General features: G+C 59.1%; 29 protein-coding genes and 1 riboswitch. Of the genes, 16 read left to right on the forward strand and 13 right to left on the reverse strand.

The genetic code is table 11. The annotated features are described in order from the left end of the window. The first annotated feature begins 11 nt into the window (after positions 1-11). Positions 12-1,067, forward strand: coding sequence for a 3-hydroxyisobutyryl-CoA hydrolase (locus OF385_RS01200; protein WP_264276602.1), 1,056 nt, complete (start codon positions 12-14; stop codon positions 1,065-1,067). Next, positions 1,064-1,960 carry a 3-hydroxyisobutyrate dehydrogenase gene (gene mmsB / locus OF385_RS01205; RefSeq protein WP_264276603.1) on the forward strand — a complete coding sequence of 299 codons (897 nt, stop codon included), beginning with the start codon at positions 1,064-1,066 and terminating at the stop codon, positions 1,958-1,960. The genes OF385_RS01200 and mmsB overlap by 4 nt, the downstream gene beginning before the upstream one ends. Here the strand turns inward: mmsB and OF385_RS01210 are convergent. Beyond that, a complete protein-coding gene (locus OF385_RS01210) occupies positions 1,955-2,458 on the reverse strand; it encodes a MarR family winged helix-turn-helix transcriptional regulator (protein ID WP_264276604.1) in 504 nt (167 codons plus the stop codon). The two genes, mmsB and OF385_RS01210, sit on opposite strands and share 6 nt — an antisense overlap. Before the next feature lie 72 nt (positions 2,459-2,530). Between OF385_RS01210 and OF385_RS01215 the strand changes: the two genes are divergently transcribed. Then, on the forward strand, positions 2,531-3,673 hold the full coding sequence (locus OF385_RS01215) for an acyl-CoA dehydrogenase family protein (protein WP_264276605.1): 1,143 nt from the start codon (positions 2,531-2,533) through the stop codon (positions 3,671-3,673). 80 nt (positions 3,674-3,753) lie between these two features. Here OF385_RS01215 and nadE read toward each other — a convergent pair whose 3' ends face one another. Beyond that, complete coding sequence (nadE, locus tag OF385_RS01220; protein WP_264276606.1) at positions 3,754-4,578, reverse strand: ammonia-dependent NAD(+) synthetase; 825 nt, start codon at positions 4,576-4,578, stop codon at positions 3,754-3,756. 99 nt (positions 4,579-4,677) lie between these two features. Beyond that, positions 4,678-5,115 carry a MarR family winged helix-turn-helix transcriptional regulator gene (locus OF385_RS01225; RefSeq protein ID WP_264276607.1) on the reverse strand — a complete coding sequence of 146 codons (438 nt, stop codon included), beginning with the start codon at positions 5,113-5,115 and terminating at the stop codon, positions 4,678-4,680. A gap of 39 nt (positions 5,116-5,154) precedes the next feature. Between OF385_RS01225 and pyrE the strand changes: the two genes are divergently transcribed. Beyond that, a complete protein-coding gene (pyrE, locus tag OF385_RS01230; protein ID WP_264276608.1) occupies positions 5,155-5,712 on the forward strand; it encodes an orotate phosphoribosyltransferase in 558 nt (185 codons plus the stop codon). Positions 5,713-5,894: 182 nt separating this feature from the next. Here the strand turns inward: pyrE and OF385_RS01235 are convergent, their stop codons facing one another. The 4 genes from OF385_RS01235 to OF385_RS01250 all read right to left on the reverse strand — a co-directional run bounded on the left by OF385_RS01235 (position 5,895) and on the right by OF385_RS01250 (position 8,960). Next, positions 5,895-6,620 carry an ABC transporter permease gene (locus OF385_RS01235; RefSeq protein WP_264276609.1) on the reverse strand — a complete coding sequence of 242 codons (726 nt, stop codon included), beginning with the start codon at positions 6,618-6,620 and terminating at the stop codon, positions 5,895-5,897. Beyond that, positions 6,620-7,414, reverse strand: a complete 795-nt coding sequence (locus OF385_RS01240; protein WP_264276610.1) for an ABC transporter ATP-binding protein — start codon at positions 7,412-7,414, stop codon at positions 6,620-6,622. Before OF385_RS01240 ends, OF385_RS01235 begins: the two co-directional genes overlap by 1 nt. Positions 7,415-7,446: 32 nt before the next feature. Beyond that, on the reverse strand, positions 7,447-8,085 hold the full coding sequence (locus OF385_RS01245) for a TetR/AcrR family transcriptional regulator (RefSeq protein ID WP_264276611.1): 639 nt from the start codon (positions 8,083-8,085) through the stop codon (positions 7,447-7,449). 92 nt (positions 8,086-8,177) lie between these two features. Next, on the reverse strand, positions 8,178-8,960 hold the full coding sequence (locus OF385_RS01250; RefSeq protein WP_264277832.1) for an HAD-IIA family hydrolase: 783 nt from the start codon (positions 8,958-8,960) through the stop codon (positions 8,178-8,180). 198 nt (positions 8,961-9,158) lie between these two features. On the opposite strand from OF385_RS01250, the gene OF385_RS01255 reads away from it, so the two are divergent. The 6 genes from OF385_RS01255 (at position 9,159) to OF385_RS01280 (ending at position 14,675) form a co-directional block, all read left to right on the forward strand. Next, entirely contained in the window at positions 9,159-9,815 is a 657-nt protein-coding gene (locus OF385_RS01255; RefSeq protein ID WP_264276612.1) for a TrmH family RNA methyltransferase, read from the forward strand. Between the two features lie 124 nt (positions 9,816-9,939). Further along, complete coding sequence (locus OF385_RS01260; RefSeq protein ID WP_264276613.1) at positions 9,940-11,295, forward strand: M23 family metallopeptidase; 1,356 nt, start codon at positions 9,940-9,942, stop codon at positions 11,293-11,295. 196 nt (positions 11,296-11,491) lie between these two features. Continuing rightward, entirely contained in the window at positions 11,492-12,514 is a 1,023-nt protein-coding gene (fbaA, locus tag OF385_RS01265) for a class II fructose-bisphosphate aldolase (protein WP_264276614.1), read from the forward strand. Positions 12,515-12,516: 2 nt separating this feature from the next. Next, complete coding sequence (locus OF385_RS01270; protein ID WP_264276615.1) at positions 12,517-12,933, forward strand: DUF3151 domain-containing protein; 417 nt, start codon at positions 12,517-12,519, stop codon at positions 12,931-12,933. Positions 12,934-13,185: 252 nt separating this feature from the next. Beyond that, positions 13,186-13,857, forward strand: coding sequence for a DUF4956 domain-containing protein (locus tag OF385_RS01275; protein ID WP_264276616.1), 672 nt, complete (start codon positions 13,186-13,188; stop codon positions 13,855-13,857). Beyond that, positions 13,857-14,675, forward strand: coding sequence for a polyphosphate polymerase domain-containing protein (locus tag OF385_RS01280; protein ID WP_264276617.1), 819 nt, complete (start codon positions 13,857-13,859; stop codon positions 14,673-14,675). Before OF385_RS01275 ends, OF385_RS01280 begins: the two co-directional genes overlap by 1 nt. A gap of 16 nt (positions 14,676-14,691) precedes the next feature. Here OF385_RS01280 and OF385_RS01285 read toward each other — a convergent pair whose 3' ends face one another. The 4 genes from OF385_RS01285 to OF385_RS01300 all read right to left on the reverse strand — a co-directional run bounded on the left by OF385_RS01285 (position 14,692) and on the right by OF385_RS01300 (position 17,796). Further along, complete coding sequence (locus OF385_RS01285; RefSeq protein WP_264276618.1) at positions 14,692-15,360, reverse strand: response regulator transcription factor; 669 nt, start codon at positions 15,358-15,360, stop codon at positions 14,692-14,694. Beyond that, complete coding sequence (locus tag OF385_RS01290; RefSeq protein WP_264276619.1) at positions 15,357-16,805, reverse strand: sensor histidine kinase; 1,449 nt, start codon at positions 16,803-16,805, stop codon at positions 15,357-15,359. The genes OF385_RS01285 and OF385_RS01290 overlap by 4 nt, the downstream gene beginning before the upstream one ends. Further along, complete coding sequence (locus OF385_RS01295; protein WP_264276620.1) at positions 16,798-17,241, reverse strand: hypothetical protein; 444 nt, start codon at positions 17,239-17,241, stop codon at positions 16,798-16,800. Before OF385_RS01295 ends, OF385_RS01290 begins: the two co-directional genes overlap by 8 nt. 69 nt (positions 17,242-17,310) lie before the next feature. After that, positions 17,311-17,796: an Lrp/AsnC family transcriptional regulator gene (locus OF385_RS01300; protein WP_264276621.1), complete on the reverse strand. Its 486-nt coding sequence runs from the start codon at positions 17,794-17,796 to the stop codon at positions 17,311-17,313. Between the two features lie 104 nt (positions 17,797-17,900). Here OF385_RS01300 and kynU point away from each other — a divergent pair, with 104 nt between their 5' ends. The 3 genes from kynU (at position 17,901) to OF385_RS01315 (ending at position 21,946) form a co-directional block, all read left to right on the forward strand. Continuing rightward, entirely contained in the window at positions 17,901-19,181 is a 1,281-nt protein-coding gene (gene kynU, locus OF385_RS01305) for a kynureninase (RefSeq protein WP_264276622.1), read from the forward strand. Between the two features lie 121 nt (positions 19,182-19,302). After that, positions 19,303-20,673: an amino acid permease gene (locus tag OF385_RS01310; RefSeq protein WP_264276623.1), complete on the forward strand. Its 1,371-nt coding sequence runs from the start codon at positions 19,303-19,305 to the stop codon at positions 20,671-20,673. A gap of 325 nt (positions 20,674-20,998) precedes the next feature. After that, positions 20,999-21,143, reverse strand: a riboswitch (SAM riboswitch). A gap of 179 nt (positions 21,144-21,322) precedes the next feature. Further along, positions 21,323-21,946 (forward strand): thymidine kinase, encoded by a 624-nt coding sequence (locus OF385_RS01315; protein ID WP_264276624.1) that lies wholly within the window; start codon positions 21,323-21,325, stop codon positions 21,944-21,946. Positions 21,947-22,101: 155 nt separating this feature from the next. Here the strand turns inward: OF385_RS01315 and OF385_RS01320 are convergent, their stop codons facing one another. After that, positions 22,102-22,638, reverse strand: a complete 537-nt coding sequence (locus tag OF385_RS01320; protein WP_264276625.1) for a TetR/AcrR family transcriptional regulator — start codon at positions 22,636-22,638, stop codon at positions 22,102-22,104. A 39-nt stretch (positions 22,639-22,677) separates the two neighbouring features. Further along, positions 22,678-23,424: a gamma-glutamyl-gamma-aminobutyrate hydrolase family protein gene (locus OF385_RS01325; protein WP_264276626.1), complete on the reverse strand. Its 747-nt coding sequence runs from the start codon at positions 23,422-23,424 to the stop codon at positions 22,678-22,680. Between the two features lie 375 nt (positions 23,425-23,799). Here OF385_RS01325 and OF385_RS01330 point away from each other — a divergent pair, with 375 nt between their 5' ends. From OF385_RS01330 to OF385_RS01340, 3 genes are read left to right on the forward strand one after another with little or no spacing between them, the layout of a single operon-like run. Next, positions 23,800-25,038, forward strand: coding sequence for an ammonium transporter (locus OF385_RS01330; protein WP_264276627.1), 1,239 nt, complete (start codon positions 23,800-23,802; stop codon positions 25,036-25,038). A 24-nt stretch (positions 25,039-25,062) separates the two neighbouring features. Next, positions 25,063-25,410 (forward strand): P-II family nitrogen regulator, encoded by a 348-nt coding sequence (locus OF385_RS01335; RefSeq protein WP_264276628.1) that lies wholly within the window; start codon positions 25,063-25,065, stop codon positions 25,408-25,410. Between the two features lie 38 nt (positions 25,411-25,448). Continuing rightward, positions 25,449-26,579, forward strand: a complete 1,131-nt coding sequence (locus OF385_RS01340) for a tyramine oxidase subunit B (RefSeq protein WP_264276629.1) — start codon at positions 25,449-25,451, stop codon at positions 26,577-26,579. The last annotated feature ends 370 nt before the right edge of the window (positions 26,580-26,949 follow it).

A 26,949-nucleotide genomic window follows, 5' to 3' on the forward strand; every position in this document is an offset into this window, starting at 1 on the left:
GCAAGGAGGCAATGGTGCCGGAAATCCTGACCGAACGTCGCGGCCACTTGGGCCTGATCACGCTTAACCGCCCCAAGGTGCTGAACGCCTTGAACACCTCGATGTGCCAAATAATTCTTGATACTTTGCTTGCCTGGCGTGATGACCCCGACATCGCGCAGGTGGCGGTTCAGGGCGCGGGGGATCGTGGGCTCTGCGCAGGCGGCGACATCGTCGCCATCTACCAGGACATCAAGGAACGGACCGGATCCTCCGAGAATTTCTGGCGCATCGAATACCAGCTGAACGTGCTCATCAATGAGTTTCCCAAGCCCTACATCGCGTTGATGAGCGGCATCGTCCTGGGTGGCGGCATCGGCATCTCCGCGCACGGCAGCCACCGAATCGTCACCGATTCGAGCAAATGCGGAATGCCAGAAGTCGGCATCGGCTTTTTCCCGGACGTCGGCGGCACGCACCTGCTGGCCAAGGCCCCGCATGCCGCCGGCCGATTGGCGGCCCTGACCGGAAGCAAATTCGGTGCAGCCGATGCCATCCTCCTCGGACTGGCCGACAACTACGTGCCTGAGGACCAGCTGGCCCGGCTGCTGGTTGAGCTGGAAAGCGAATCAGCGCAGGCCGTCATCGAGAGGCACCGGCAAACCCCGCCGCCCGGCTACATGCATGAGCCCTGGGTTCGGGCCTTCGATGGGGAGAACCTGCGCGAGATATTGCTCTCGCTGCACTCCAGCCAGGCGCCCGCGGCGCAGGACATGGTCGAAACCCTGCGAGGTGCCTGCCCCAGCTCGGTGCGGCTGACCAACGAACTCATCCGGCGCGCCGGGGATGATCTCCGCGCGGATCTGCAGCGCGAATTCCGTGCCGCGCTGCATCGCCTGGATGACCCCGACTTCGCAGAAGGAATCAGGGCCGCGGTCATCGACAAGGACCGCACACCGCACTGGGTGGAATCGCTGCCCGGGTTGAGCCATGAACAACGAACCGAACGGCATCTGGGTCCATTGCCGGGAGCCGAATTGAATTACGCCATGCTCGGCGCAAGCGCAGTAGAGAAGAGTGCATCATGAGCGACAAGCCAACGATCGGCTTTCTGGGAATGGGGCACATGGGATTGCCCATGGCCATCAACCTGCATCGCGCCGGATACCAGCTCAAGGGATTCGACGTGGTTCCGGCTGCCGTGCAGGCCGCGCGGGAGGCGGGGATCCGGACGGTGGCCAGCGGCGCCGAAGCCGCCGTCGACGTGGACATCGTGCTGACCATGTTCCCCTCCGGGCAACATGTGCTTGATGCCTACGATCAATATCTGCTCAAGAGCGCCAAGCCCAATACGCTGTTCCTGGAATGCTCCACCATTGATGTCGCCCAAGCCCGGCAGGCCGCGGAACTGGCCGTGGCAGCCGGCCATCGCAGCGCGGACGCGCCGGTTTCCGGCGGTGTCGTGGGCGCGGAAGCCGGGACGCTGACCTTCATGCTCGGTGCGCAGGCAGAGGACCTGGCCGAGATCACCGGGGTCCTGGAGCACATGGGCAAGCGGATCGTGCACTGCGGCGGCTATGGCGCCGGGCAAGCTGCCAAGGTCTGCAATAACATGCTGCTGGGCATCTCGATGATCGGCGCGGCAGAAGCCTTCGTGCTCGGTGAGCGCCTCGGCCTGGAGCATCAGGCGCTCTTCGACGTGATCTCCTCGGCCTCGGGCCAGTGCTGGGCCGTGACCACCAACTGCCCGGTGCCCGGTCCGGTGCCCACCTCGCCGGCCAATCGGGATTACCAGCCCGGGTTCGCCGCGGCACTGATGGCCAAGGATCTCGGGCTGGCCAGCAATGCCCTGGCGCACACCGACACGGATGCCCAGCTCGGGTCCCTGGCCTCGGAGCTGTATCGGAAGTTCAGCGACGAGGGCAATGCCGGAACGGACTTCTCCGGCATCATCAACGCCATCCGCGACGGTTCCCTATAGGAAATCCCCGGAGGCCTTGCGGAAGCGGGCGAGGATCTCGAAAAGCTGGGTGGCGTCCTTGCCCGAAAGGTTGCTCTGGGCGAAAAGCTGCTCATTGAGGTCATCGCGGGCCGCCTCCAGGACCTTTTGGCCGTTGGCGGTCAGCTCCAGCAATCGGGTGCGCCCATCGGTCGGGTGCGCAATGCGGCGCACCAGGCCGGTGGATTCCAGGCGGTCCACCGAATTGGTCAGGCTGGTGGCGTGGACCTGGAGCAGGTCACTGGCCTGGCTCATCGGCAGCGAACCCCGCTTGGAGAAACCCAAGAGGGCCAGGACCTCGAAGCGGGCAAAGGTCAGCCCATGCGGTTTGAGGATCGTATCGGCGCGCTGCAGGAAGATCGAGGCAGTGCGCATGACCGCGGTGATCGCGGCCATGGAATCAGCTTGGGCTGTCCAGCCATGCGAAATCCACTGTTCCCGGGCCTGGGCAATCGGGTCGCGCGGCAACGGAGAAGTCATTTAAATACCCCCATAAGAAGACCTAGTCCAACAATATACTTGGACATCCTAAGGTTTGGAAGGAGAACCCCCATGGACCTACTAGGAGTGGCGCAACAGCTCAGCGCTCAAGAACATGAACGCCTGCTTCACGTGCGGGAACTGGTGCAGGACAAAATCCGCCACCAGTCCATCGCCTACTGGAACCGCGAAGAATTCCCCCAGGATCTGGTAGCGCTGCTCGCCGGGCACGGGCTGGGAAGTCTGCAGCTGGAAGACTGCTCGCATCTGCTGCGCGGATTGATCCACGCCGAAATCGCCCGCGCCGACATCTCGCTGTCCTCGGTGGTGGGCATCCACAATGAACTCGTGGTCGGGATGATCCATGAATTCGGCTCCGCGCAGCAGCAGGCCCAATGGCTGCCCAAGCTCACCGCCTTCGAAGCCTTCGGCGCCTTTGCCCTGACCGAACCCGAGCATGGCTCGGATATTGCCGGGGGAGTGCAGAGCACCGCCCGGCGCGACGGGGACGAGTACGTGATTTCCGGGGCCAAACGCTGGATCGGCATGGGAACCTTCAGCGACTTCGCACTGATCTGGGCCAAAGACGAGGGCAGTGGGGACCTCGGCGCCTACCTCGTGGAATCCGATCGTCCCGGCTACAGTGCCACCAAGATCGAGCACAAGATCGGGCTGCGGATCATGCAGAATGCGGATATCACCCTGGAGCAGGTGCGCATTCCGGTGGCGAATAAGCTTCCCGGCGCCACCTGTTTTGCCTCCGCCAACGGCCTGCTGATGCAATCGCGGGCCTGGGTCGGCTGGCAGGCTGTTGGCGCGATGATGGCAACCCTGGATATCTGCCGGGCCTACGCCGGGACACGCCAGCAGTTCGGCCAGCCCATCGCCTCTTTCCAGCTGATCCAGCAGTCCCTGGCTGAAATCGCCGGGAACCTGAGCCTGTGCTTGTCGATGATGAGCGATATCGCCCGCAAGCAGGAGCGGGGGGATCTGCAGATGGTTGATGCGGCCATGGCGAAGTCCACCGCCACCCGTCTGGCGCGCGAATCGGCGGCGCTGGGCCGGGCCTTGCTGGGCGGCAATGGGGTGGTCAGCGACTTCGAGATGGCGAAGGTGTTCTGCGACGTGGAAATCCTCCACACCTATGAGGGGACCTACGAGATCAATTCGCTGATCGTGGGCCGGGCGCTCACCGGGATCAGCGCGTTCGCCTAAAAGCCAATGGCCAGCTCCCCGCGAAGCCGCGGGGGGAGCTGGCCGCTAAAAGCTCAGTGCTCAGCGGATCACGGGCCAGTTCAGGCCCGCCACCACGTGTCCCAGTAGGTCGCTGGCACCGCGCGCTTATGGCGTGATGCGACAAAGCGCTTTTCAATGGCTTCCGCGGCCGCTTCGGCAACCTCGCGGCCCTCGAGGTAATCGTCGATCTGGTCGTAGGTCAGGCCGAGTTCGTCCTCATCGGCGCGCTGCGGCTGGCCATCGAGCAGGTCCGCGGTGGGCTTCTTGGACCAGAGCAGTTCTGGGGCCTGCAATTCACGCAGCAGGGCTTGGTTCTGGCGCTTGTTCAAGCCGGCCAACGGCAAAAGATCGGCGCCGCCATCACCGAATTTGGTGAAGAACCCGGTGACGGATTCGGCGGCGTGGTCGGTGCCCAGCACCAGCATTCCGCGGTCGCCCGCGATGGCGTACTGCACGATCATGCGGGTGCGGGCCTTCGCGTTGCCGCGGTTGAAGTCGCTGATCTTCGGGTGCCCGGCATCGGTGATCGCCTCATCGAGCGCGGCGACCGGCTTGGCGATATTCACCTCGAATTGCTCATCGGCGGCAATGAAGTCCATGGCCGCGGCGGCGTCGGCGGCATCCTGCTGCACACCGTGGGGAAGGCGTACCGAAACGAAGCGTGCTTCGCCTCCGGCCTCGCGGACTTCCTGGACTGCCAGTTGAGCCAGGCGACCGGCCAGGGTGGAATCGATGCCGCCGGAAATCCCCAGGACAAAACCCTTGGCACCGGTGGCCGACAGGTAGTCCTTGAGGAAATCAACACGACGGCGGATCTCCTGCGCGGCGTCGATTTCCGGGCGCACGCCCAACTCTTCAATGATCTCTGCTTGCAATTCACGCATGTCTTTAATCCTAGGCAGTTGGCATGGCCACGGCGCGCCAGGTGCCGCGTTTGCCTCGAAATTTAATCTGTTCTCAACATACGCAGCAATGGCCTGTGGCTACGCCTGCTCGTCTTCTGGTTTCCAGCCGAGGCTGCGGGCCATCTTTTCCAGGGTCTGCACTACCGCGTCATATTCCGAGCCGTCTAGATCCTCTCCGAACTGCGTGCGGATCTTCTCCACGAGCTCGCCGAGCTTCAGCAGCGAGACATGGCCGCGGTCAGTGATCGAGTACACGCCATCCTGCGCGGTGACCCATCCCGATTCCACCAGCTCGGCCAAGTGCTCGCTCAACGATTGCGGCTCATCCTCGGAAGCGAAGAACGGGGAGAGCCCGGCGTTCAGCTGCGCCTCGGTGGCGGGCTGATGCTCCAGCAGGTTGAGCACCTGCCACTGCCGGCGTGTCACGCCATGTTCTTCCAAGGTCGCTGCAAACTGCTCGTCAATCAGCGAATCCACCAATTTCAACCAGTAACCCAAGGGGCGTTGTGCGTTCATAAAATCAGCCTAGCGATGATGCCGACTAGAATCGAGGGTATGAGCGAAACCAGCGCCCGTGAGCGACTAAAAGAACTGATCCAAGAACTTGCCATTGTGCGCGGCAAGGTCATCCTGTCTTCGGGCAAGGAAGCTGACTACTACATCGATTTGCGCCGAGTGACCCTGCACCAGGAGGCCTCGGGCCTGGTGGGCGAGGTCATGCTGGAGCTGCTTGATGAAGCGCAGCTGGAGTTCACCAATGTGGGCGGGCTGACCATGGGCGCAGACCCGGTGGGCACCGCCATCATGCACACCGCACGTGCCAAGGATCGCGCGATTGACGCGTTTGTGGTGCGCAAGGCGCAGAAGTCCTACGGCATGGGCCGCCAAGTCGAGGGCCCGAGCGTCGAGGGCCGCGACGTGATTGTGCTCGAGGATACTTCCACCACCGGCGGCTCTGCGCTGACCGCAGTTGAAGGCGTGCGCAAGGCAGGCGGCAACGTCATTGCCGTGGCCGTGATCGTGGACCGCGATACCGGAGCCAAGGAGCGCATCGAGGCCGAAGCCGGGGTGCCGTACCTGTTCGCCTACGGCAAGGATGAGCTGGGCCTGTAGCCAGCGCCCACATCCCTGCCTGGCACCCGCCATTCCGGATCTTCCGGGATGGCGGGTTTGCCTATGGCAGGCGGGAATGCGCATCAACAACAGTTCTCGGTACGGTTCCTTTGCAGACCCGCCCGCGTCATCGGGGCGCAGGAGTCCATGGCATACGCACCATCACGTACTTTGGATGAGTTCTACGCGGTGCGTCGGCGCAGGGTCAGCGATCCGACAAGCAGCGCCACGACGATCCACGCACCAATCAGCAGCATGCTGAATCCAGTGTCCGAATCCGTGGTTCCTGCAGCGACATCAGAGAGGGCGTCGATGGCATGGGACAGCGGCAGCCAGTCGCCGATGGATTCAAGGACTGAGGGAAGCTGTTCTCGGGGAAGGATGATTCCTGCCAGCAGGAATTGGGGGACGATTAAGGCAGGCATGAACTGCACGACCTGGAATTCCGTATGGGCGAAGGCGCTGGCCATAAGCCCGAGGCTGATTCCCAGCAGGGCGTCCAGCGCCGCCACCGCAAACATCAACCAAAAACTGCCCGAGATTTCCAAGCCGCAAACCCAGACGGCAAAGCTCGAGGCAATGATGGTTTGAACGATGGCGATCATGGTGAAAGCCAGTGCGTAACCAAAGATGAATTCGCCCTTGGCTAGCGGCATGCTCAGAAGCCGTTCAAGCGTGCCACTGCGCCGTTCTCGCAGAGTGGCGATGCTGGTTACCAGGAACATCACGACAAAGGGAAACAGGGCAATCATGGAAGGGCCGATACGTTGAAAAGCAGGTGTATCGGTGAATATCCAAGCAATTAATCCAATCAGCAGGCTGGGGACCACGAGCATCAGGGCAATGGTCCTCGGGTCGTGGCGGACTTGGTTCAGCACCCTGCCAGTGGTGGCTAAAGTTCTGCGCATTATTTGCTCCCATCTGCGCTGGCACGGTGCCGGGGTGCCGAATCAGGGGCAGGGGTGGCATTGTCGCGTGAATTCGAGGCGCCTGCATCAATGAGTTTCAAAAATGCGGTATCCGGATCGGTGGCGCCGGTGCGTTCCATGAGTTCGTACGGTGTCAGTTGCGCGAGTATTTTTCCCTCTCGGAGCAACAGGATTTGATCGCAACGCATGGCTTCATCCATAACGTGGCTGGACACCACCAAGCACAAGCCGGTGGCGGCCAGCTGGGCGAACAGGTCCCACAAATCTGCGCGCAGCACCGGATCAAGCCCGACCGTTGGCTCGTCAAGGATGACAATTTCAGGGCTGCCCAGCAGCGCGATGGCAAGTGAGACGCGATTGCGTTGGCCACCCGAGAGGTCAATGACCAGGCGGGAAGCCTGCTCAGTTAGGTCAGTGCCCTGAATGACACGATTTACCTCTTCATCGGGGAGCCCAAGAATTTTGGCGAAATAGGCGACGTTCTGCCTTACCGTCAGATCGTCGTAGACACTTGCTGCCTGGGTCATGTAGCCGACTTTGTGACGCAGGGCCTTGCTCCCTGAGGGCAGCCCGAGGACGGTGACGGTGCCGCTGGTGATGATCTGGTTGCCAACGATGCTGCGCAGCAACGTGCTCTTACCGCTTCCACTGGGACCAAGCAGCCCGATGATCTTGCCTGCTTCAAGCTGGAAGCTCAGCTGGTCCAGGACCAGGTTCTTGCCCCTCTTGACGTTGAGCTCTTGCACGTCGATGCAAGCTGATTTATTCATCATATAGTGAATTAGAGACGCGTTTGGCGGACAAGTCAATGCTTTTGGGCAGGAAGATCCCCGGTGAGGTAGCGCTGAATTGTTGGTGCTACAAGTTCGATGAGCTCATCATCATCCATGGAGGCCAAGGGCTCCAAGGAAACAACGTACCTGGCGATAATCAGGCCGATGAACTGGCTGGCCACTAGTGCAACACGCGCTTCTGCCGTTTCCGGGGGCAGGCGAGCGCCCACACGGGAAAAGATCTCTTTCTGGATGAACGGCTTCAAAATTTTTGTGGCGTTGTTGCTGGAGATCATTCCTCGGACCATGGCTATCGCAGGCGGCTGGAATGCTGGTTTTCGCCAGGTGCTGATCAGGGCACTGGTCAGCGAATAGCCCAATTCTTCTAGCGGCGCGGTTACCGCCTGCCCAATGATGGCTGCCGGGTTGACCGGAAGGTGCATGGTCTGGATGAAGAGCTCGCTCTTGTCCTTGAAATAGTGGTGCACCAAAGCTGGATCCACTGAGGCACGGCGGGCCACGGAACGCAGGCTCGCCCCCTCGAAGCCGGCATGGGCGAATTCCTTGGATGCGGCTTTGAGGATCTTGGACTTTGTTGCTCCGGTGGTACTTCCCTTGGGGCGTCCGCGTTTACGGGCACCGGGAACTTCATTGGCTGCTGGTTCACTCACTGCTTCAGGATACGTCGCGGGTCGCAGATTCACGGATGTCCCGGGAAACGCTGAAGGCCGGGCAAAGCCCGGCCTTCAGCGTGCATCGAGAACTACTTCTTCGTTGCAGGAGTTTCAGTTGGCTGCGCGCCCTTGGACAGTTCTGCATGCAGGTTCGCTACAGATGGGTACTGCAGGTCCGGGCGGAACGGGAAGGTGTCCATATCTTCGCGGCCTGTGATGCCGGTGAAGACCAGAGCGGTCAGCAGACCAGCTTCCATGCCAGCGACAATGTCGGTGTCCATGCGGTCGCCAATCATGGCCGTTGTTTCCGAATGCGCATCGATGCGGTTCAATGCGGAACGGAACATCATTGGGTTCGGCTTGCCCACCACGTATGGTTCGCGATTGGTTGCTCGAGAGATCAATGCGGCGATGGCGCCCGTTGCAGGCAAGAGGCCTTCGGCCGATGGGCCGGTGGCGTCCGGGTTGGTGGCGATGAACTTGGCGCCACCTTCGATGAGCCTGATTGCCTTGGTGATGGCTTCGAAGGAGTAGGTGCGGGTCTCGCCCAGCACCACGTAGTCCGGGTTCTGGTCGGTCATGATGAACCCGGCATCATGCAAAGCCGTGGTCAAACCCGCTTCACCGATCACAAAGGTGCGGCCACCTGGACGCTGGCGGGCCAGGAACTCTGCCGTGGCCATAGCCGAGGTCCAGATGTTCTCTTCCGGCACATCCAAGCCCGAAGCGAGCAGGCGGGCGCGGAGGTCGCGCGGAGTGTAAATGGAGTTGTTGGTCAAGACGAGGAATCGCAGATCGTTTTCACGCCAGTACCCCAACAACTCTGCGGCACCCTTTACGGCCTGATTTTCATGGACAAGAACGCCGTCCATATCAGTGAGCCAGCACTGGATGTCATGGACAGTACGTGCGGCGCGGTTGGTAGTCGTCACGAGGTGAAGTCCTCCCTGATGAAATTGTGGTGGGAGCTATCTGCGTTGAAAGATTCCCCTGCTATTAAAAAGACTACACAGCCTCGGGGAATTGCGCCGTGAACAAGGGCACGATGAGAAAGAACTACGCTTAATACCGTGAATCAAGAAACACATGAGCCAGTGAACGACCCCAGCGAGCAGCATGTCATCGGAGTAGGCCCCTGGGAAGGGGAACTGCCAACTGAAGCGAAGTATGACCCGGAGCTGCTGGCCAGCGGCGACCGGCGCAATGTCGCGGACAAATACCGTTACTGGACGATGGACGCCATCATCGCCGATCTGGATGAGCGTCGCCATGATTTCCACATCGCCATAGAGAATTGGCAGCATGACATGAATATCGGCACCGTGGTGCGCAGTGCCAACGCATTCTTGGCCAAGGAAGTCCACATCATTGGCCGCCGCCGCTGGAACCGTCGAGGTGCAATGGTGACAGATCGTTACCAACACGTGCGCCACCATCCGACTGTGGAGGATTTTGTTACCTGGGCTGAAGCCGAGGGGCTCACGATCCTGGGAATCGATATCTTCCCGGATTCCGTGCCGCTGGAAACCTACGACCTTCCGAAGGATTGCGTATTGGTGTTTGGCCAAGAAGGACCCGGTTTGAGCCCTGAAGTCCACGCCGCTGCCAAGGACACCTTGTCAATTGAACAATTCGGATCAACCCGGTCCATTAATGCCGCTTCCGCGGCTGGAATTGCCATGCATGCGTGGGTTCGCAGGCATGTTTTCGGGCAACGAGTTGGCTAACGCAGAAATTAATACTGAAGAGTATTAGTCGAGCATCTGGATTAGTTACATTTTTGCGCTTACGCTGTTAATCGGTTATGAAAATGTGATCTGGGAGCGAGTGGCTGTGAAACGACGTCATCAAGTGAACCACGACTTATTGCTGCCCGGATTACCTCGACGCAAGAACCCCGTGGTGATCTGGTCGACCTCTATCGTTGCCGCACTGGGGCTCACCGGCGCGTTGGCAATCCCCATCGTCGCGCAGCCAGCCGATTCGCGCCAGGGCGATGTCGAGGTGTCCATGGATGCCGTCGCGGATTACTCCCTTACCGACGGCCCCATTTTTGTTAGCGCAGATGCTCCTCTGAACGCCTTCGGCGCTTCCGGCAAAGATCTGGCCATCGATGGGCGCCCCCTGGGCATGATCGAGGGCGCCGCGGAGACTTCCGAATCAAGTGGCAGCGGAGAAGAATCCACCGCGTTGCTGGCCGGCACCGTTGGCGAACTCGGCAAGCTTCCTGGCGATCTCCAACTGATGCATCCGGTGACAACGCGTCGGATCTCCAGCCCCTACGGCTGGCGCGCGAATCCGACCGGTCCAGGCAACCAGATCCACATCGGCCAGGACTACCCGATTTCATGCGGCTCCCCGGTGTACGCGTCCGAGGATGGCACCGTTTCGGTTTCCGCGTGGGCCGGCCATTCGGGCATGCGCGTGACCATTGATCACGGCTTCAACGTCCAAACCGGTTATAGCCACAACTCGAAGCTCATCGCGAAGGTGGGCCAGCGCGTCAAGCAGGGCGAGCTGATTGCCCTGGCTGGCACCACCGGCAACTCGACCGGCTGCCACGTGCACTTCGAAGTCATCATCGATGGCCGCTGGCACGACCCCCGTAACTACCTTCCGCTGATCCCAGGCCAGCGCCAGGCGATGATCGATTCGCAGCGTCTGACCGTGAATGCGAATACCGCACCCAAGGGCAACGGTTCGCAGAACTCGGGCCAGTCCAATAATGCGCCTGATCCGGACATCATCGTTCCCGAGAACGACGAAACCCCATACATTCCTGCTCCGACGCCGCGTCCTGCGCCTACGAAGTCGGCCAAGCCGGCTCCAAGCCAGAGCGAGGGCGAGAGCGAAAGCCCAACCGGCACGAAGAGCCCCAGCGATTCGACCTCGCCATCCGAGAACGAGTCCGAATCGCCGACGAACAACCAGTCACCGACTGCGAAGCCTACGCCGACGAAAGCTCCATCCAAAACGTCATCGCCAGAAGGCACAACGACGCCTCCACCATCAACTGACAAGGATCCGGATGGCCAGCAACCTTCAAGCCCGGCGCCAACAACGAACAAAGTTCCACATACCAGCGATGAGCCGTCGACTACCAAGACCGGAAGCGTGCAATCGCCGACAGGATCGAGTTCCTCTTTCCTCGGGATAACGCTTGACCCGACCAAAGGTGCGAGCCTTTCAGCCTCGATCACCGAATAAATATCCACTGTCAGGCCGATGGCCGTCTGCTACGGGTGTTCCACTCGTTTCAGGCGGCCGTTGCCATTGAGAACAGTGGTTCGTTAGCGTGTCACGATATGAGATTTTAGGTAGAGATAGTGACCTAGGCGATAGGATGGATGGCGAACCGCCGTCAATGGAGACGCGAAACCTCGCTAATCACCAGGAGTGAAGCATGCCTATCGCAACCCCCGATAAGTACAATGCCATGATTGATGCTGCCAAGGCAGGCGGCTACGCCTTCCCAGCAGTGAACGTGACCAGTTCGCAGACCCTGAACGCCGCAATCCGCGGCTTCGCCGAAGCTGAGTCTGACGGCATCATCCAGGTCTCCACCGGCGGAGCCGCCTACTGGTCTGGCGCCTCCATCAAGGACATGGTCGCGGGCTCGTTGGGCTTCGCAGCCTTCGCCCGCGAAGTAGCCAAGAACTACGGCGTCAATATCGCCCTGCACACCGACCACTGCCCAGCAGACAAGCTGGATGGCTTCGTGCTTCCACTGCTGGCTGCCTCGGAAGCTGAAGTTGCTGCAGGCCGCGACCCATTCTTCAACTCCCACATGTGGGACGGCTCGGCGGAGACCCTCGAAGAGAACCTGCGTATCGCTGCCGAGCTGCTGCCACGCACCGCTGCCGCCAAGCAGATCCTCGAAGTTGAAATCGGCGCAGTGGGCGGCGAAGAAGACGGCGTAGAGAACGCTATCAATGACAAGCTGTACTCCACCGTTGAGGATGCACTGGCAACCATCGACGCACTGGGCGCCGGTGAAAAGGGCCGCTACATCACCGCACTGACCTTCGGCAACGTCCACGGCGTTTACAAGCCAGGCAATGTGAAGCTGCGTCCGGAGATCCTGAAGGATATCCAGGCCCAGGTTGGCGCCAAGATTGGCAAGGAAAACCCCTTCGACCTCGTATTCCACGGTGGTTCGGGCTCCTCCGAACAGGAAATCGCAGACGCGGTTGCCTACGGTGTCATCAAGATGAACATCGACACCGACACCCAGTACGCATTCACCCGTCCGGTCGCTGGCCACATGCTGGGAAATTACGACGGCGTGCTGAAGATCGACGGCGAAGTCGGCAACAAGAAGACCTACGACCCACGCGTATGGGGTGCCAAGGCTGAAGAGTCCATGGCAGCTCGCATCGTTGAAGCTGCGCGTCAGCTGGGCTCGGCCGGAAAGTCGCTGAAGTAAATATGGTCGGCGAAAACCTGTTGGGCATTCCAGAAACCCTGCTCCCCGAAGAGTCGGAGGTTCTGGCGCGCCTTGAAGCTGGAGACGAGCCAACTGATCTGGCCGCTCAGTTCCCATCATCTTCGTTGGTCTGGGCGCTGCTGGCCGATGAGGCGCACGGCGAAGGCCGCACCGTGGAATCCTACGCGTTCGCGCGCGTGGGCTACCACCGCGGCCTTGACTCGTTGCGCAAAGCCGGTTGGCGTGGCCAGGGACCAGTGCCTTGGAGCCACGAGCCTAACCGCGGCTTCCTCCGCTCGCTCTACGCGCTGGGCCGTGCGGCCGCAGCCATCGGCGAAGCCGAAGAAGTCGATCGCATCGGCAAGTTCCTGAACGATTCGGATGCTTCCGCCAAGGCTGACATCGAAGCTGGCAAGTAAGTACCGGAACTGACGTCAAACGGCGGCTCGTCTCATGAAGAGGCGGGCCGCCGTTCGCCGCTCAAGAGCGTTTCGAAGTCTGATGTGAGCGGAAAGTTACCTTATTTCAACAGGCGAAAACATATAGGCGCAGGTCAAGTCTCATTCAGTAATATGAGGGCATTCTCATCCTGTTCTACTTTTGCCTTCATTCTGTTCACCTAATGTTCACCTAGAAGGGATTATCACTCCACACTATTGAAAGGGATAAGAATGTTGTCATTCTGGACAGGACTAGCCTCAAACGTCATCGGCATTACCGTGCTGGTGTACTTCGTGTACTTCCGTCGGCACTTCCGCCGTGACCTCGTACTTGCGTACATCGCCTTGAGCATGGGGATCTTCGCGGTCACCTTGCTGCTTTCCGGCAGCGGAGCAGGCATGGGGCTGGGTCTTGGCCTCTTCGGCATCCTTTCAATCATCCGCCTTCGGTCGGATACGCTGACCCAGGAAGAAGTCGCGTACTACTTCATTTCCCTGGCCATTGGTTTGGTCAACGGATTGCATCCGGATCCGGCATGGTTGGCACCGTCGGCCACCGCGGCTCTGGTGCTGGTCATGTTCCTGGCGGATCACCCAAGTTTCGCCCCGCGGACCGAACGCCAGACGGTGACCTTGGAGAAGGCCTATCCCAAGAAGGCTGATCTCCAGTCGGCTCTGGAAGAACTGCTTGATGCAAAGATCCTGCGCACCGTGGTCGTCGAGCTGGATATGGTTCGTGACCTGACCATCGTTGACGTTCGCTTCCGCATCAATGCCGCTTCGCCGGATAGCAACTGCGCCAAGGCGGAGAACTATGCAGGAACCTACGAACTGGCCAAGGGGCAAAGCGCTTCCCAGAATTCTTCGGTGCAGAACGGAGCCAAGCAGGAGTCCTGGTCCTAATGCCTGCGCTCGATAGCCGTAATCAAACTGACCAGGCGACAAAGGCTCGCGAAGCATTGGAACAAGCCGTTGACTGCCGAGAACCGATCAGCCTGGAAGAAGTCGTGTCCGAGGCCGCGCTTCAAACTCGTGTTGATAAGAAATTCTTGCTCGCTCCACAACAGTTCACTGCACTATCGGAACGCCTAGGCGAGAAGTTCAAGGTCATGCAGATCGATGGCCTTCGCACCTTCCGCTATGAATCCGTGTACTTCGATACCGAAGACTTTGACCAGTATCGGGCGCACCGGCAAGGGCGGCGCAGACGCTACAAGGTCCGCTCTCGAACCTACGCTGATACCGGGCTATCCATGTTCGAGATCAAGACCAAGGGCCTGCGCGGGGCAACCGTGAAACACCGGATCCAGCAGGACCTGCATCGGTCGGGCGAGCTGACCGAAGAAAACCTGCAGTTCCTGGAATCCGTATTGCTTAGCGAATACGGCCAAGGAGTCCCTGAACTGCAACCGGTGCTAGACAGCTCCTATACGCGTGCCACCTTTGTGAACCCCATCGATTCCGAACGATTGACCTGCGATGTCGAACTGGGGTACGCCAACTCCAAGACACACATCAACGGGCCAGACTTGATTGTCGTCGAGACGAAGTCTGCCGATGGCCGTGGAGCCGCTGACCGGGCTCTGGCTGAGCTGGGAATTAGGGAAGTGTCCATGTCCAAGTACTGCATCGGAGTGGCTCTGCTCAATCCGCATCTGCCGGCAAACCGCTGGAGCCGGCTGCTGCAGCAAAACTTTGTCCCGGATCCCAGCCTGAGCTAGACCTTGCGCTGGCAAGCTATTTTGCGGCTGCCAGCCGGTAGCCGAAGCCGCGGACAGTCTCGAAGCGTGAAGAGCCGAGCTTGTTGCGAAGGTAGCGGACATACACGTCAACCACGTTGGAACCTGGATCAAAATCGTAGCCCCAGACCCGCGAAAGCAGCTGTTCCCGGCTGAGCACCTGGCCTGGGTTGCGCAAGAATGCTTCGGCCAGGGCGAATTCGCGGGCTGAAAGATCCACTTCGGTCGAATCCACGGTGACCCTTCGGCGCAGCAGATCCATGTGCAGGTTTTCATGGGTCAAAGACGAAACTTCGGGGGCGTTGTCCTCGGTCCGCAAGCGCAGCCGTACTCGGGCAAGCAGCTCATCAAAGTGGAATGGCTTGGCCATGTAGTCATCCGCGCCGTTTTGCAATCCGGCGACAGTGTCTTCAACGCTTCCGCGAGCGGTCAGGATGATGACCGGGGTGGTGATCTGCGCTGCCCGCAGTCGACGCAGAACGGAGAATCCATCTTCATCCGGCAAGCCCAAATCCAGGATGATCAATTCATGCTCGCCGTCGAGCGCCTGGGTGAATCCGTCGTGGCCGGTCTCGGCAATGGAGGAGGTCAGCCCGGCAGCCCGCAGCCCCTTGGCGACAAAGGAGCTAATTCGGGGTTCATCTTCGACGATCAATATTTGGCTCATGCTTCCTTGCTTCCAGTCGACAGCGGCAAATCAATATAGAACGTGGAACCCTTGCTTGGCTCCGAGTTTACCCAGACGCGGCCACCGTGCGTTTCGGCGATGGCTTGCACAATATTCAATCCCAAGCCGGACCCCGAGGAACGTGCAGAGTTCTGCCCGCGTCCAAAGCGTTCAAAGATGCGTTCCAGGTCCTCGGCTTGGATGCCGATGCCGGCGTCGGAGACCCACCAACGCAGGGTGGTCTCTCCATGTCCGTTTCGCAGGATCTCGTTGCCCAAGGCAATGCGGCTATCATCTTCGGAAAATTTCACGGCATTGGCGCATAGCTGCAGCATGGCCTGGGTCAGGCGTATCGGGTCCAGTTTGACGGTAGCCTCGGTGCGGTAGTCGATACGCCATTGACGCTGGCCGAGACCGCGGGCCTTGTCCAGGATGTCATCGAGTAGCTTGCCCACTTGTACCGGCTCAATCTGCAGGAAGTCCGTACGATTGGACTTGGCCAGCGTCACCAAGTCATTGATCAGCAGGGACATGCGACCCAATTCATCCATGGCGATATCGCGGCTCTGCTTCACATCCTGCGGGTCATCAGGATCCATCAATTCCAGATGGCCGTTGATGATGGTCACCGGCGTGCGCAACTCATGTCCCACATCGTCCAGCAATTGGCGTTGGGCCTTGAGCGCGCCCTCGAGGCGGTCCAGCATTTCGTTGACCGTGACGGTCAGGTCTGCGAACTCGTCATTGCCGGAGACTTCAATACGCTGGGAGACGTCGGTTTCAGAGATCTGCTGCGCAGTAGTCTGCAACTTGCGAATCGGTTCAAGCATTCGCCCCACTACCAGCCAGGCCGCCAGGGCCGAGAGTGCCATGACCGAAGCGCCCACGGCGCTGTAGATCACGAAGTTCCGGTCATTGGCAACGGATTCGGCCGAGTAGTCATAGGCCAAGACGAATGAGCCGCGCTCATGATCGGCCGGCAATCTCACCGGTACCACCACGGCACGATACGTGGCGATATCCGTTTTTATGGAGCCCAGCCGGATGTGGTTGCTGTCTTGGACTTGGAAGGCCCAGTCGATGAATTCGGGATCGTCTTCCAGCCGGGTGCCCACGATGTCCGGCGCAGTCCAACGGACCTCCTTGCCGACAAGGGAGACCATTCCCTGCTTGGGGGAGGGCAAGGTGCGCTGCATGGCGATGTAGAGCAGGTCCTCGGCATGCTCGAATCGTTTCATGGTTCGCGGGTCGACACCCGTTTCGGTCAGCACGCCGAATTCCTTGACGGAACGGGAGAGCGATTCATCAAGACGTTCATTGAGCTCGTGGCGTTGCACGGCGAAGCTGGCAGCGCCAGCGGCAACCAGTGCCAGGCCGACCAAAAGCAGCATGCCGGTAAGCACGCGTGCGCGGATGGACCATCGGCGTTCGGGTGCTTTAGTCATCGTCATCTACGTCGTCGGCCTCGTCATCGTCGTCATCAGGCTCGTAATCGTCATCGTCGTCGTCATCGTAGTTTTGGTTCCCTGACGGTGGCAATGGGGTGACGGTTTTCTTAGGTGGAGCCGGAGCGGACGGCTTTGGCTTGGGGTTGACCGTTGGCGTTGGCTTCGGCGCAGGCTTTTTCGTAGAGCTGCTTGGTTTGGGGGTGGGGGATGGCGTGGGCTTCTTGGTCTGGGATGCGGAGGGGCTTGGTGCTGGTGTTGGGCCGTTAGGTACTCCGCTGGTCGGGGAGGGGGACTCTTCTTCGAAGATGAATCCTTCACCTAGATCTTGATCCGAGGGGCCGCCCAAGGCGCGGCTGATCCCGAAGGCTCCCAAGCAGATGATCGCCACCACGGCGATGGAAGCCACGATGCGGCGCAACATTTCCTTTCCCATGCGACCTATTGTTCCGGATGCAAATGAGATCTAAATGAGAGATGCCACTAGATGACGGCGCAAGCAGAGCTAGCGCAGGTGCTCAAAAATGATCACTGTTTGGGTTGAAGAAAACGCGCGATTCGATCCGAGATGAGCCGCGACAAAGGTGCGCAGATCATCAATGCTCCGGGTGGCGACCCGGACCAATAGATCAGGTGATCCACCGAGCACGAAGACCTCCTTGACCTCCGGCAGCTGCTGCAGTGACTTCGCCGAGGAAAGCAATCGGTCCCGGGCCGAGGGGGAGACGAGCACAGAAATCATCGCGTTGACCGTGACGCCAAGCAGTTTTTCATTGATCGCCGTGTGGTATCCGGTGATGATTCCGGCGGTGGATAGTGCCTTGACCCGGCCGAGGCACGTCGAAGGAGCAATGCCCACCGTGGCAGCGAGAAGGTTGTTCGGAATCCGGGCGTCTTTGCTTAGTTCCGAGAGGATGGCTAGATCCGTGGCATCAATGCGAACAGGATTCGGCACGGCATCGCCTTGCACTTCCCAGAGGGAATTTTCCACGGATATCTCGTTTCATTCTTTATGAAAGTTCGGAATCAGTCGCATGATCTTGTGTTTGATTCTACGATAACTACAGCGTGGAGAACTGAAATCCTAGGAGAAGAATGTCTACCGAGTTGACTCGCCAAGCCTTGTCCCAGCTGGACGCAGTGGATCCCTTGACGGCTTTCGCTGACCGTTTCATCTTGCCGGAGGACACCATTTACCTTGATGGAAACTCTCTCGGTGCTCTGCCCAAGGGCGCTGCTGAACGCGCCGCTCAGGTGGTGAGCGAAGAATGGGGACAGGGCCTGATCCGCTCATGGAACACCGCAGGATGGTTCGATCTGCCTCTGAAGCTGGGCGACAAGCTGGGAAGCTTGCTTGGAGGGAAACCCAATGAAACAGCCATCACCGACACCACCACGCTGAACCTGTTCAAAGCTTTGGCCTCGGCACTGCGCACGCAGAAAGCCGATGCACCACAGCGCCGAGTGATCCTGACAGAACGCGATAATTTCCCCACCGACATCTACATTGCCGAAGGCCTGGCCGATCTGGTCAACTCCCTGTCCCAGGAGACCGGCATCGCGTACGAGGTGAAGCTCATCGATGACGAGGCTTCCTTGCGCGCGGCCTTGGATGACAGTGTGGCCGTGGTGGCACTGTCGCACGTGAATTACCGAACCGGCGCCATGTGGAACATGGATGCGATCACCGCTGCGATCCACGCTTCCGGTGCGTTGGTAATCTGGGATCTGGCACATGCCGCAGGGGCTGTGCCGGTGGACCTGAACGCCGCGGATGCTGACTACGCGGTGGGCTGCACCTACAAGTACCTCAACGGCGGACCAGGCTCGCCGGCCTTCATCTGGGTCAACGCCCGCCACCACGAACGTTTCTGGCAGCCGCTGTCGGGCTGGTGGTCCCATAACAAGCCCTTCGAAATGTCGCAAAGCTACACTCCAGCCAATGACATCCGCCGCTTCATGTGCGGCACCCAGCCAATGACTTCGCTGGCCATGGTCGAGGTGGGGCTCGACATCGCCTTGGAAGCCGATATGGCCCAGGTGCGAGCCAAGTCGCTGGAACTCGTCGATCTGTTCATTGCCCTGGTGGAGACTCGATGCGTTGGTTATGGGCTGGAACTGGTGACCCCACGCGAACACCCGGCACGGGGCAGCCACGTGAGCTTCCGCCACGAGCATGGCTATGAAATCATCGCCGCGCTGATCGACCAAGGTGTCATCGGCGATTACCGGGAACCCGAGGTCCTGCGCTTCGGCATCACCCCGCTGTACCTGACGCGCACCGATATCTGGGATGCTGTGGAGAAGCTGCGTGAAATTCTGCACACCAACGCATGGCAGCGCGAAGAGTACGCCGTGCGAAATGCCGTGACCTAGCCGGAAAGCAACAGCACCCCGCTTAACTGCACCAATGCTGGCCTGCCAAGGCCAGAGTACGCTTATACGCAGCACGGCATGATCTGATGCCGTGCTGTTCGTATGAGTTTTAGGAGCATTGTTGGGCAAGCAGCCGGTACGCGCCGCTGACGTCGGGTCGGGTCTGAAGAAATCACTCACTCCCGCGCAGATGTCCATGATCGCTCTGGGCAGCGCCATTGGCACCGGACTTTTTGCCGGCAGCAAGCTGGCCATCATGATGGCTGGGCCATCGGTGATCCTCAGCTACGTGGTCGGTGGGGTAATTGCCCTGCTGGTAATGGGCGCGCTCGCCGAAATGACAGTCAAGCAACCGGTGGCGGGATCTTTCGGTGTCTACGCTGAACGCTATCTAGGTCCATTCGCCGGGTACCTGACCAAGTATCTGTATTGGTCCGCACTGATTTTCGCAGTGGGCACCGAGGTCAGTGCCGTCGGTGAATATATGCAGTACTGGTTCCCGCAGATCCCTGGCATATGGTGGGTAGGAATTTTCTCAGCAGTGCTCTTGGCCGTGAATTTTGCCAGCGTGAAGATTTTCGGAACCACAGAGTACTGGTTCTCCGCCATCAAGGTCTTCGCCGTGCTGGCTTTCATCATCATCGCGCTGTGGTTGGTCTTCCATGATCCTCAAGACCAGTTCGGGCTACATAACTACAGCGCTGAGAATGGGTTCTTCGCGAACGGATTATTTGGCACCTGGAGTGCGGTAATCGTTGCAATTTTTTCCTATATGGGCATTGAAGCAATTTCAATCGCGGCAGCCGAGGCGCATAACCCGAAGGTTGCGGTGCGCAAATCCTTCAAGGTGTCCTTCCTGAGGCTTTTGCTGTTCTATGTATTCACCATGGCGCTGATTCTGGCAGTGGCGCCCACTAGCGAGTTGATTTCCGGGGGGTCCCCATTTGTCACGGTGATGTCGCAGGTCGGCATTCCCTTTGCCGACTCCATGCTGAACTTCGTACTGATTGTTGCTGCCCTATCAGCGATGAACGCCCAGTTGTACGCCGCAACGCGCATGCTGCATTCCCTGGCCGATTCGGGTCATGCGCCGCGTATTGCACATCGGACCAACGGCGCCGGCGCGCCGATCCATGCGGTGTGGATGTCCGCCGGGGGCATTGCAGTGGCCGCGCTGGTTTATGCGCTGGTCCCTGAAGGCGGGTTTGGCATCATGCTGTCCTTGGCCACCTTCGGTGCTCTGGCTACGTGGTTCATGATCCTGCTAACTCACGTATCGTTCCGGCGCAGGGTGACTCAGGAACGTGAGGCATTGGAATTCAAATTATTCGGCTACCCGGCAGCGTCGATCCTCGGGGCCTTGCTGCTCGCTGGCTTGCTGGTCACATCATTCTTTGTTCCCCAGTTCAAGTACACGATGATTTTCGGCGTTCCCTTTGTGATTGTCCTGACGGTTATCTACCGAATAATTTTTGCCGCAAGGAGCCAATGACCGCGCCGTGGGGTGGTTCATGGATGCCGCAGGCGGAAAAAGGAAGTCCCGGCAATCTCGTGCGCACCAGGAACGAGCAATATCCGGAGATTTGCGTTGAACTCCCCGACAATGACGTGAGACGGATCCAATATTCTGTCCACAAGAACCGGATTTTCTGGCTCCAGGATCCAACGTTCGCCGTCAGCTGCAATCGTCACTTGGCCAGAAGGGTGGTCAATCCAGAATCGCGCGCTCACCCAGTCTGAAGCGAACCGTGTAGCGCCTCGGGGAAGGGTTAGGGGTTGTTCAATGAAGCCTGCCATGGTGACGATCGCCTTTTCGCTCGTTGCTCTTGCCCAGGCGCTCTTGCGCTTGCGGCCGCTTCTTCATCCGAACCACCCGCCGTACAACTGTGGGGTTGGTGCCTGATCAGTCGGAGCTTTGCTGAAGCCAGCATCTAGTGGTCTCAGCGATCAGAACTCGTGAAGCTGGTTTCATGCTATAAAAACTCTCAATCCAGGCACAACGTTTTTTCGGGGACCGCAATGTGAGTTCATTTTTTGCTTAGTGTTGCGCGGCGTTGGCTCGCGGACCAGAAACTGGACCGGCACTAAGATCGTAGGGTGCCATCTAGTTAGGTGGTACCCCGATTCTTCAAGGAGCGATAGTGGCCAAGTTGTATTTCCGCTACGGGGCAATGAATTCTGGCAAGTCCACGAGTTTGCTTCAGGCCGCCTTTAACTATGAAGAACGCGGCCAACGAATCTTATTGGCCAAGCCGGGAGTTGATACCAAGGGCGAAAACTCCATCGTTTCGCGCCTGGGGATCAAGCGCGTCGCCGATTTCACCATCGGCCCTGAAGATCATGTCCGGGGGCAATTTGCCGCGCACAGCTTGGGCGATGACCCCGATGCCCTGCTGCCGCATGTGGACGCCCCGCCTGTGGCCTGCCTCCTCGTGGATGAAGCCCAGTTCCTGACGCGCGAGCAGGTGGATGACCTCCTGCGAATCGCCGTATTGGACAACGTGCCGGTGTTGGCCTACGGCATTCGCACCGACTTCCGCACCCACGCATTTCCAGGTTCGGCCCGCTTGATGGAGCTTGCCCATTCATTGGAAGAGTTGAAGACCATCTGCCGTTGCGGACGCAAGGCCATGTTCAATACCCGGCGAGTTGGCGAAGCCGTGGTCTTTGATGGGGACCAGGTAGCCATCGACGGAGAAGATGTCTGGTACGAGTCGTTGTGCGCTTCTTGCTATCTCGAAGTTTCCGGCGGGAAACTGAGCTAGGTGTCAGCCTGCTGACCTGCTGCTCAAGCTTCAAGCAAGAGTAGAGGCAACTGGAATCCACGATGGAGTCCGGAAGCCCGCACCTCCCTGGGATGGCAGGGGTCGCTGCCGCTGGGACTGCTTCATCGTGACGCAGCACAAGGCTCTCGCCTGGCCTATCGGGTCAATAATCCAGCGACCGCTCTTTGCAATCCCCAGTCGAACCCATCAGCAACCGGCGTATTAAGATCCAGCTGCACGAGGTTCTGGCGGAATGCCACAGACCCCAAGATATGGTTGAGCAAGAGCTGCTGTCCATGACGGGCGTTTTCGTGGGAGAGACCCGATGCTTCCAGAAGCTCTCTCAATTGGACAATGGGCGCTAAGTCGGAGGCCTGCATTGCTGTGGCAACTTCAATGACTTCAGGACTGTCCTGGATCGGCAGCAACGCCAAGTAGAGCCGGCGGGCGAGCTGGAGAATTGCCAGTTCGGGACTGGTGAAATGACTGGCATTGACCGTGAGCTGCGGAGTGTTAAGCAGTTTGGCTGCCACCTGTGCCAGCAACTCCTGCTTATTTTTCACATGCCAGTAGAGTGCGCCAACCTGGACATCCAATTCCTTGGCCAAGCGGCGCATTGACAAGTCAGCCAATCCGAACTGTTGCAGGATGTCGACCGCGGTATCCACGACCATTAACTGAGTCAATGCCATGTGATCAAGTCTAGCCTCAGGCCGTGAAATGTCTTGCTGCTAGCCCTTGCTGAGCGCTGGAACCGGGCCGTAGGCATCCTCGCACTGGCGTTCCAACCGGCTAATCAGGGTTCGAAGTTGACCGGAAGCTGTGTGCGAGTGCTCTGGATGCCATTGCACTGCCGTGACGGGCGCGGACTCATGCACCACAGCTTCGATAATGTCATCGGTCGACATGGCGGCAATTTGCAGACCCGCACCCAGCTCGTGAATTGCCTGGTGATGAGTGCACTTGTGGCTTTCCTTGGCAGACAGATCGTATTCGAGCCCGGAAATGATCGAATCCAGATGGGTATCAACAAAAGGATCACTACCAGTGCCGCGATGGGCATCCGTGTTGCTCAAATGCTGGATCAAAGTACCACCCAACGCAACGTTCAGCAGTTGCAGGCCGCGGCAAATGCCGAGCAGAGGGGTCTTGGTTCCAATAGCGTGCTGGATGGCTGCAATCTGGTTGCGGTCCGAAGCTATCTCGTGGGAGCCCCCTCCGGGGTATGCGCTGGTTAGTCCGTAGAGGGACGGGTCGACGTCTTCGCCGCCCATGATGATCACGGCATCGGCCGCATCAACGATCTGCAACGTCTGCTCGAGGCTTAGATCATTGCAGGGGACCAGCGCGGCGTTGTGCCCGGCACCGATGATCTGACCGACGACGTTCTCATTGAGCTCATCAAGTTCCAACTGGAATTGCGGATTGTGCGGACGAGACTCGCGAATATGCAGGACCGAGAATTCTAAAGGTGCCAAGACCAGCTCCAACGTGTGCTTTGCGGGCCCGAAGCGATGGCCCGAGAAGGTTGATACCCCCATCGTATGGGGTCTGGATTTCTCTTCTAAATCATCGATGTTTCCTGCATATTTCCAGCTGTTCATCTATATCAACTTGCTAATAAAGCCACGTCGGAAGCTAATAATTGCCATTCAGAATATCGCTGCCGAGCGGCACCGCCAACAAGAAGTCAGCTGATGACCGGCCTTTTACAAAGAATTCACACGGCCGATATTTGACCTGTGAAACGAAACATTGCGTTGCCTAATAGAAACGGATCGGAAAGCACAGCGGAATGTTCCATCGATAGCTTGAGGTTGCTCGCAAACACTACTTCGAAAGGGGCGCCCATCATGGAAGCCGCTGACATGGCATGGCTCCTGGCGGCATTCGCCATGGTCCTGCTGATGTTCCCAGGTCTGGCAATGCTCTACGGTGGCATGCTCAACGGACGCAATGTCCTGAACATGATGCTGATGGTGCTCAGCGCACTGGCGGTGACCGGCGTGGTGTACGTCGTCATCGGCCACGGACTGGTTCTTGGTGACTCGCTCGGGGGCGCGGGCATCATCGGGAACCCTCTCGAGTACACCTTCTTCTCCGACTTCATGACTGACGATGAAGCAGGAGGAACCTTCTGGGGCGCGTTCTACATCCTCTTTGCAGCCATCTCCGTGGCACTCGTTGCTTCCGGTGCCGCAGGTCGCATGAAGTTCGGCGCCTGGCTGGTCTTCGTGGCCCTATGGATCGTCCTGGTCTACTGCCCGCTGGGCCACTGGGTCTTCGCCCTGGATAATCCAGAAGCCGGCACGATCGGCGGCTGGATGCGCAATCAACTCGGTTTCCACGATTTCGCTGGTGGCACCGCGGTACACATGAATGCTGGCGCGGCAGGCCTGGCACTGGCTTTGGTCTTGGGCAAGCGCAAAATGCACCCTGGCCGTCCGCATAACCTCCCGCTGATGATGATCGGCGTGGGCTTGCTTGCTACTGGCTGGATGGGGTTCAACGGCGGCACCGCCGGCGGGGCGAATTTCATGGCACAGTACGTCATTCTCACCACTTTGCTGGCTCTGTGCGGCGGCATGCTCGGATTCATCACGATTGAACGTGTTCGTGACGGGCATGCCACCATGCTTGGTTTGGGAACCGGCGCTATTGCAGGCATGGTCGGCATCACCCCGGTGGCCGACGCAGTGGGACCCGTCGGTGCCTTGATGGTGGGCTTCCTCGCCGCCGCAGCTGCTGCCTGGGCCATTACATGGAAGCGACGTCACCAGATTGATGACTCGCTGGACGTCTTTGCCGTGCACGGCATCGCCGGTATCACCGGCTCGCTCTTTGCAACCTTCTTCGCCAATCCACAGGCGCCAGGCGAGATGGCAGGCATCTTCTTCGGCGGGCACATCGCCGAGTTGGGCCACGAGCTGATCGCGATTGCCGCCACCTTGGTCTACAGCTTCGCCATGACCTTTGCCATCGCCTGGGTGATGAACAAGATTTCCCCGATCCGTGTCAGCGAGACGGATGAGGAAGCTGGATTGGATAACTCCATCCATGCCGAATCCGCCTATGACAGCCGTCAGTTCTAGCGACCTGCACAGAAAGGCTCCGCCATGAAACTTATTACCGCAGTGATCAAGCCCATCAGGCTCGAATCCATCTGTTCCGAACTGGAAAAGGCCGGCTTCTCGGGAGTAACGGCCACTGAAGTCCAGGGCCGTGGAGCCCAAGGTGGGCGCACCGAGTACTACCGAGGACAGGAGTTCTCGGTGATGTTCCGGACCAAGATCCGTTTGGAACTTCTGGTCTCAGAATCAGATCTGGAACGGGCATTGGACATTATTGTCCGCACTGCCAAGACCGGTGAAAACGGTGAAATTGGCGACGGAAAGGTCTGGGTTTCCTCTTTGGAACAGATCATCCGTGTGCGCACCGGTGAAACCGGCGAAGCAGCCATCTAAGTTTGAACGTTTAGAAGAATCCAACGAAGGAGCTCAACATGACTACTATCAACTTCCGCTACCTTAGCGAACAGGACATGATTGCCGCAGGCGTCACCGACATCACCCGATGCACCGACGTCATGGAAGAGGCACTGATCCTGTTGCGCAACGGCGACTACCGAATGGCCGGCGAAAACGGCAACTCGCACGGTGCGATGATCACCTTCCCGAAGGACCCAGAGCACGAGGGCATGCCCTGTGATGGGCCGGACCGCCGTTTCATGGCCATGCCGGCCTACCTCGGTGGCCGCTTCGGAACTACCGGAGTGAAGTGGTACGGCTCGAACACCGAGAACCGTGCCAAGGGGCAGCCTCGTTCCATCCACCTCTTCACGCTGAATGACACCGACACCGGTGCTCCGATGGCCGTGATGAGTGCCAACTTGCTCAGCGCCTACCGCACCGGGGCTGTTCCGGGTGTGGGCGTGAAGCACCTGGCCAAGCAGGATGCCAAGGTGGCCGCAGTGGTTGGTCCTGGCGTCATCGCCAAGTCTGTTATTGATGCGACCCTGTCCCTGCGTCCGAGCATTGACACCGTGACCATCAAGGGTCGTTCTGCTGCTGGCGTGGAGACCTTCGCACAGTACATCCGTGAAAACTTCCCCCAGGTGACCTCGGTGGTGGTCGCAGAAACCATTGAAGAAGCCATCAAGGATGCAGATGTCATCATGGCAACCACCAGCACTGACATCAAGGGCTCCGAGGCTTTCCCTTACTTCCCAACCGCCGCGATCAAGCCCGGAGCTCTCTTGCTGCTGCCAGCCGCTGCTCGTTTTGATGATGATTTCATCATCAACGGTGCACGTCTGGTCCTCGACGCCCGCGGTCTGTATGACGCATGGGCTGAGGAATATGGAACGCAGGCTTACCAGCTGCTGGGCATTCCGGGCACGCACTTCCACGATTTGATGCGTGAAGGCAAGCTCCCCGAATCCAAGCTGGAGGAGATCGCGGACGTTGCCACCGGCAAGATTCCAGCTCGCCGCAATGACGAGGAAATCATCCTCTACTCTGTAGGCGGCATGCCGATTGAAGATGTGGCTTGGGCTACCGATTTGTACCAGTCGGCCGAGGAGAAGAACATCGGCCAGGTGCTGAATTTGTGGCAGACCCCGGTGCTCGCCTAAGGATTTAGGACCCGGGAAACCGGACCTGGATAAACGTAGATCCCCGAAAAGCGGAGTGTGGCCGCTGTTCGGGGATCTGCCATGTCGGGGACAAAGCTCGTGCGTCGTGGAAGGGCTGTCGTGGTCGCTAAAGTTTGCCCAACGCGCCCGGCGGGTCGATCCACATCGCGTCCAGCTACCTCAGTCTCAACGACGAGCATTCCAAGAAGTTGTATTCCCGGGTCGTAGACGTTCAACAGTGGCTATGAGTTTACCTGTGCGATGGCGCATGCGTGTGGGAGCCAGACCAGTGGTTCGTTTTCGTAATGCGGGCGGTCTGAGAAAAACATGAATCTATTTCGAATCCTGCAGTGCTCACAGTTTCCGGAGT

Origin of the sequence: Glutamicibacter sp. JL.03c (genome assembly GCF_025854375.1) — a bacterium.
In the GTDB taxonomy this organism is placed as follows: Bacteria; Actinomycetota; Actinomycetes; order Actinomycetales; family Micrococcaceae; genus Glutamicibacter.

Bases quoted from the DNA above. Each gene is read 5' to 3' on its own strand.
- OF385_RS01200 (WP_264276602.1), top strand. From the start codon at position 12: ATGGTGCCGGAAATCCTGACCGAACGTCGCGGCCACTTGGGCCTGATC.
- mmsB (WP_264276603.1), top strand. From the start codon at position 1,064: ATGAGCGACAAGCCAACGATCGGCTTTCTGGGAATGGGGCACATGGGA.
- OF385_RS01210 (WP_264276604.1), bottom strand. From the start codon at position 2,458: ATGACTTCTCCGTTGCCGCGCGACCCGATTGCCCAGGCCCGGGAACAG.
- OF385_RS01215 (WP_264276605.1), top strand. From the start codon at position 2,531: ATGGACCTACTAGGAGTGGCGCAACAGCTCAGCGCTCAAGAACATGAA.
- nadE (WP_264276606.1), bottom strand. From the start codon at position 4,578: ATGCGTGAATTGCAAGCAGAGATCATTGAAGAGTTGGGCGTGCGCCCG.
- OF385_RS01225 (WP_264276607.1), bottom strand. From the start codon at position 5,115: ATGAACGCACAACGCCCCTTGGGTTACTGGTTGAAATTGGTGGATTCG.
- pyrE (WP_264276608.1), top strand. From the start codon at position 5,155: ATGAGCGAAACCAGCGCCCGTGAGCGACTAAAAGAACTGATCCAAGAA.
- OF385_RS01235 (WP_264276609.1), bottom strand. From the start codon at position 6,620: ATGCGCAGAACTTTAGCCACCACTGGCAGGGTGCTGAACCAAGTCCGC.
- OF385_RS01240 (WP_264276610.1), bottom strand. From the start codon at position 7,414: ATGATGAATAAATCAGCTTGCATCGACGTGCAAGAGCTCAACGTCAAG.
- OF385_RS01250 (WP_264277832.1), bottom strand. From the start codon at position 8,960: ATGGACGGCGTTCTTGTCCATGAAAATCAGGCCGTAAAGGGTGCCGCA.
- fbaA (WP_264276614.1), top strand. From the start codon at position 11,492: ATGCCTATCGCAACCCCCGATAAGTACAATGCCATGATTGATGCTGCC.
- OF385_RS01270 (WP_264276615.1), top strand. From the start codon at position 12,517: ATGGTCGGCGAAAACCTGTTGGGCATTCCAGAAACCCTGCTCCCCGAA.
- OF385_RS01275 (WP_264276616.1), top strand. From the start codon at position 13,186: ATGTTGTCATTCTGGACAGGACTAGCCTCAAACGTCATCGGCATTACC.
- OF385_RS01280 (WP_264276617.1), top strand. From the start codon at position 13,857: ATGCCTGCGCTCGATAGCCGTAATCAAACTGACCAGGCGACAAAGGCT.
- OF385_RS01285 (WP_264276618.1), bottom strand. From the start codon at position 15,360: ATGAGCCAAATATTGATCGTCGAAGATGAACCCCGAATTAGCTCCTTT.
- OF385_RS01290 (WP_264276619.1), bottom strand. From the start codon at position 16,805: ATGACTAAAGCACCCGAACGCCGATGGTCCATCCGCGCACGCGTGCTT.
- OF385_RS01295 (WP_264276620.1), bottom strand. From the start codon at position 17,241: ATGGGAAAGGAAATGTTGCGCCGCATCGTGGCTTCCATCGCCGTGGTG.
- kynU (WP_264276622.1), top strand. From the start codon at position 17,901: ATGTCTACCGAGTTGACTCGCCAAGCCTTGTCCCAGCTGGACGCAGTG.
- OF385_RS01320 (WP_264276625.1), bottom strand. From the start codon at position 22,638: ATGGCATTGACTCAGTTAATGGTCGTGGATACCGCGGTCGACATCCTG.
- OF385_RS01330 (WP_264276627.1), top strand. From the start codon at position 23,800: ATGGAAGCCGCTGACATGGCATGGCTCCTGGCGGCATTCGCCATGGTC.
- OF385_RS01335 (WP_264276628.1), top strand. From the start codon at position 25,063: ATGAAACTTATTACCGCAGTGATCAAGCCCATCAGGCTCGAATCCATC.
- OF385_RS01340 (WP_264276629.1), top strand. From the start codon at position 25,449: ATGACTACTATCAACTTCCGCTACCTTAGCGAACAGGACATGATTGCC.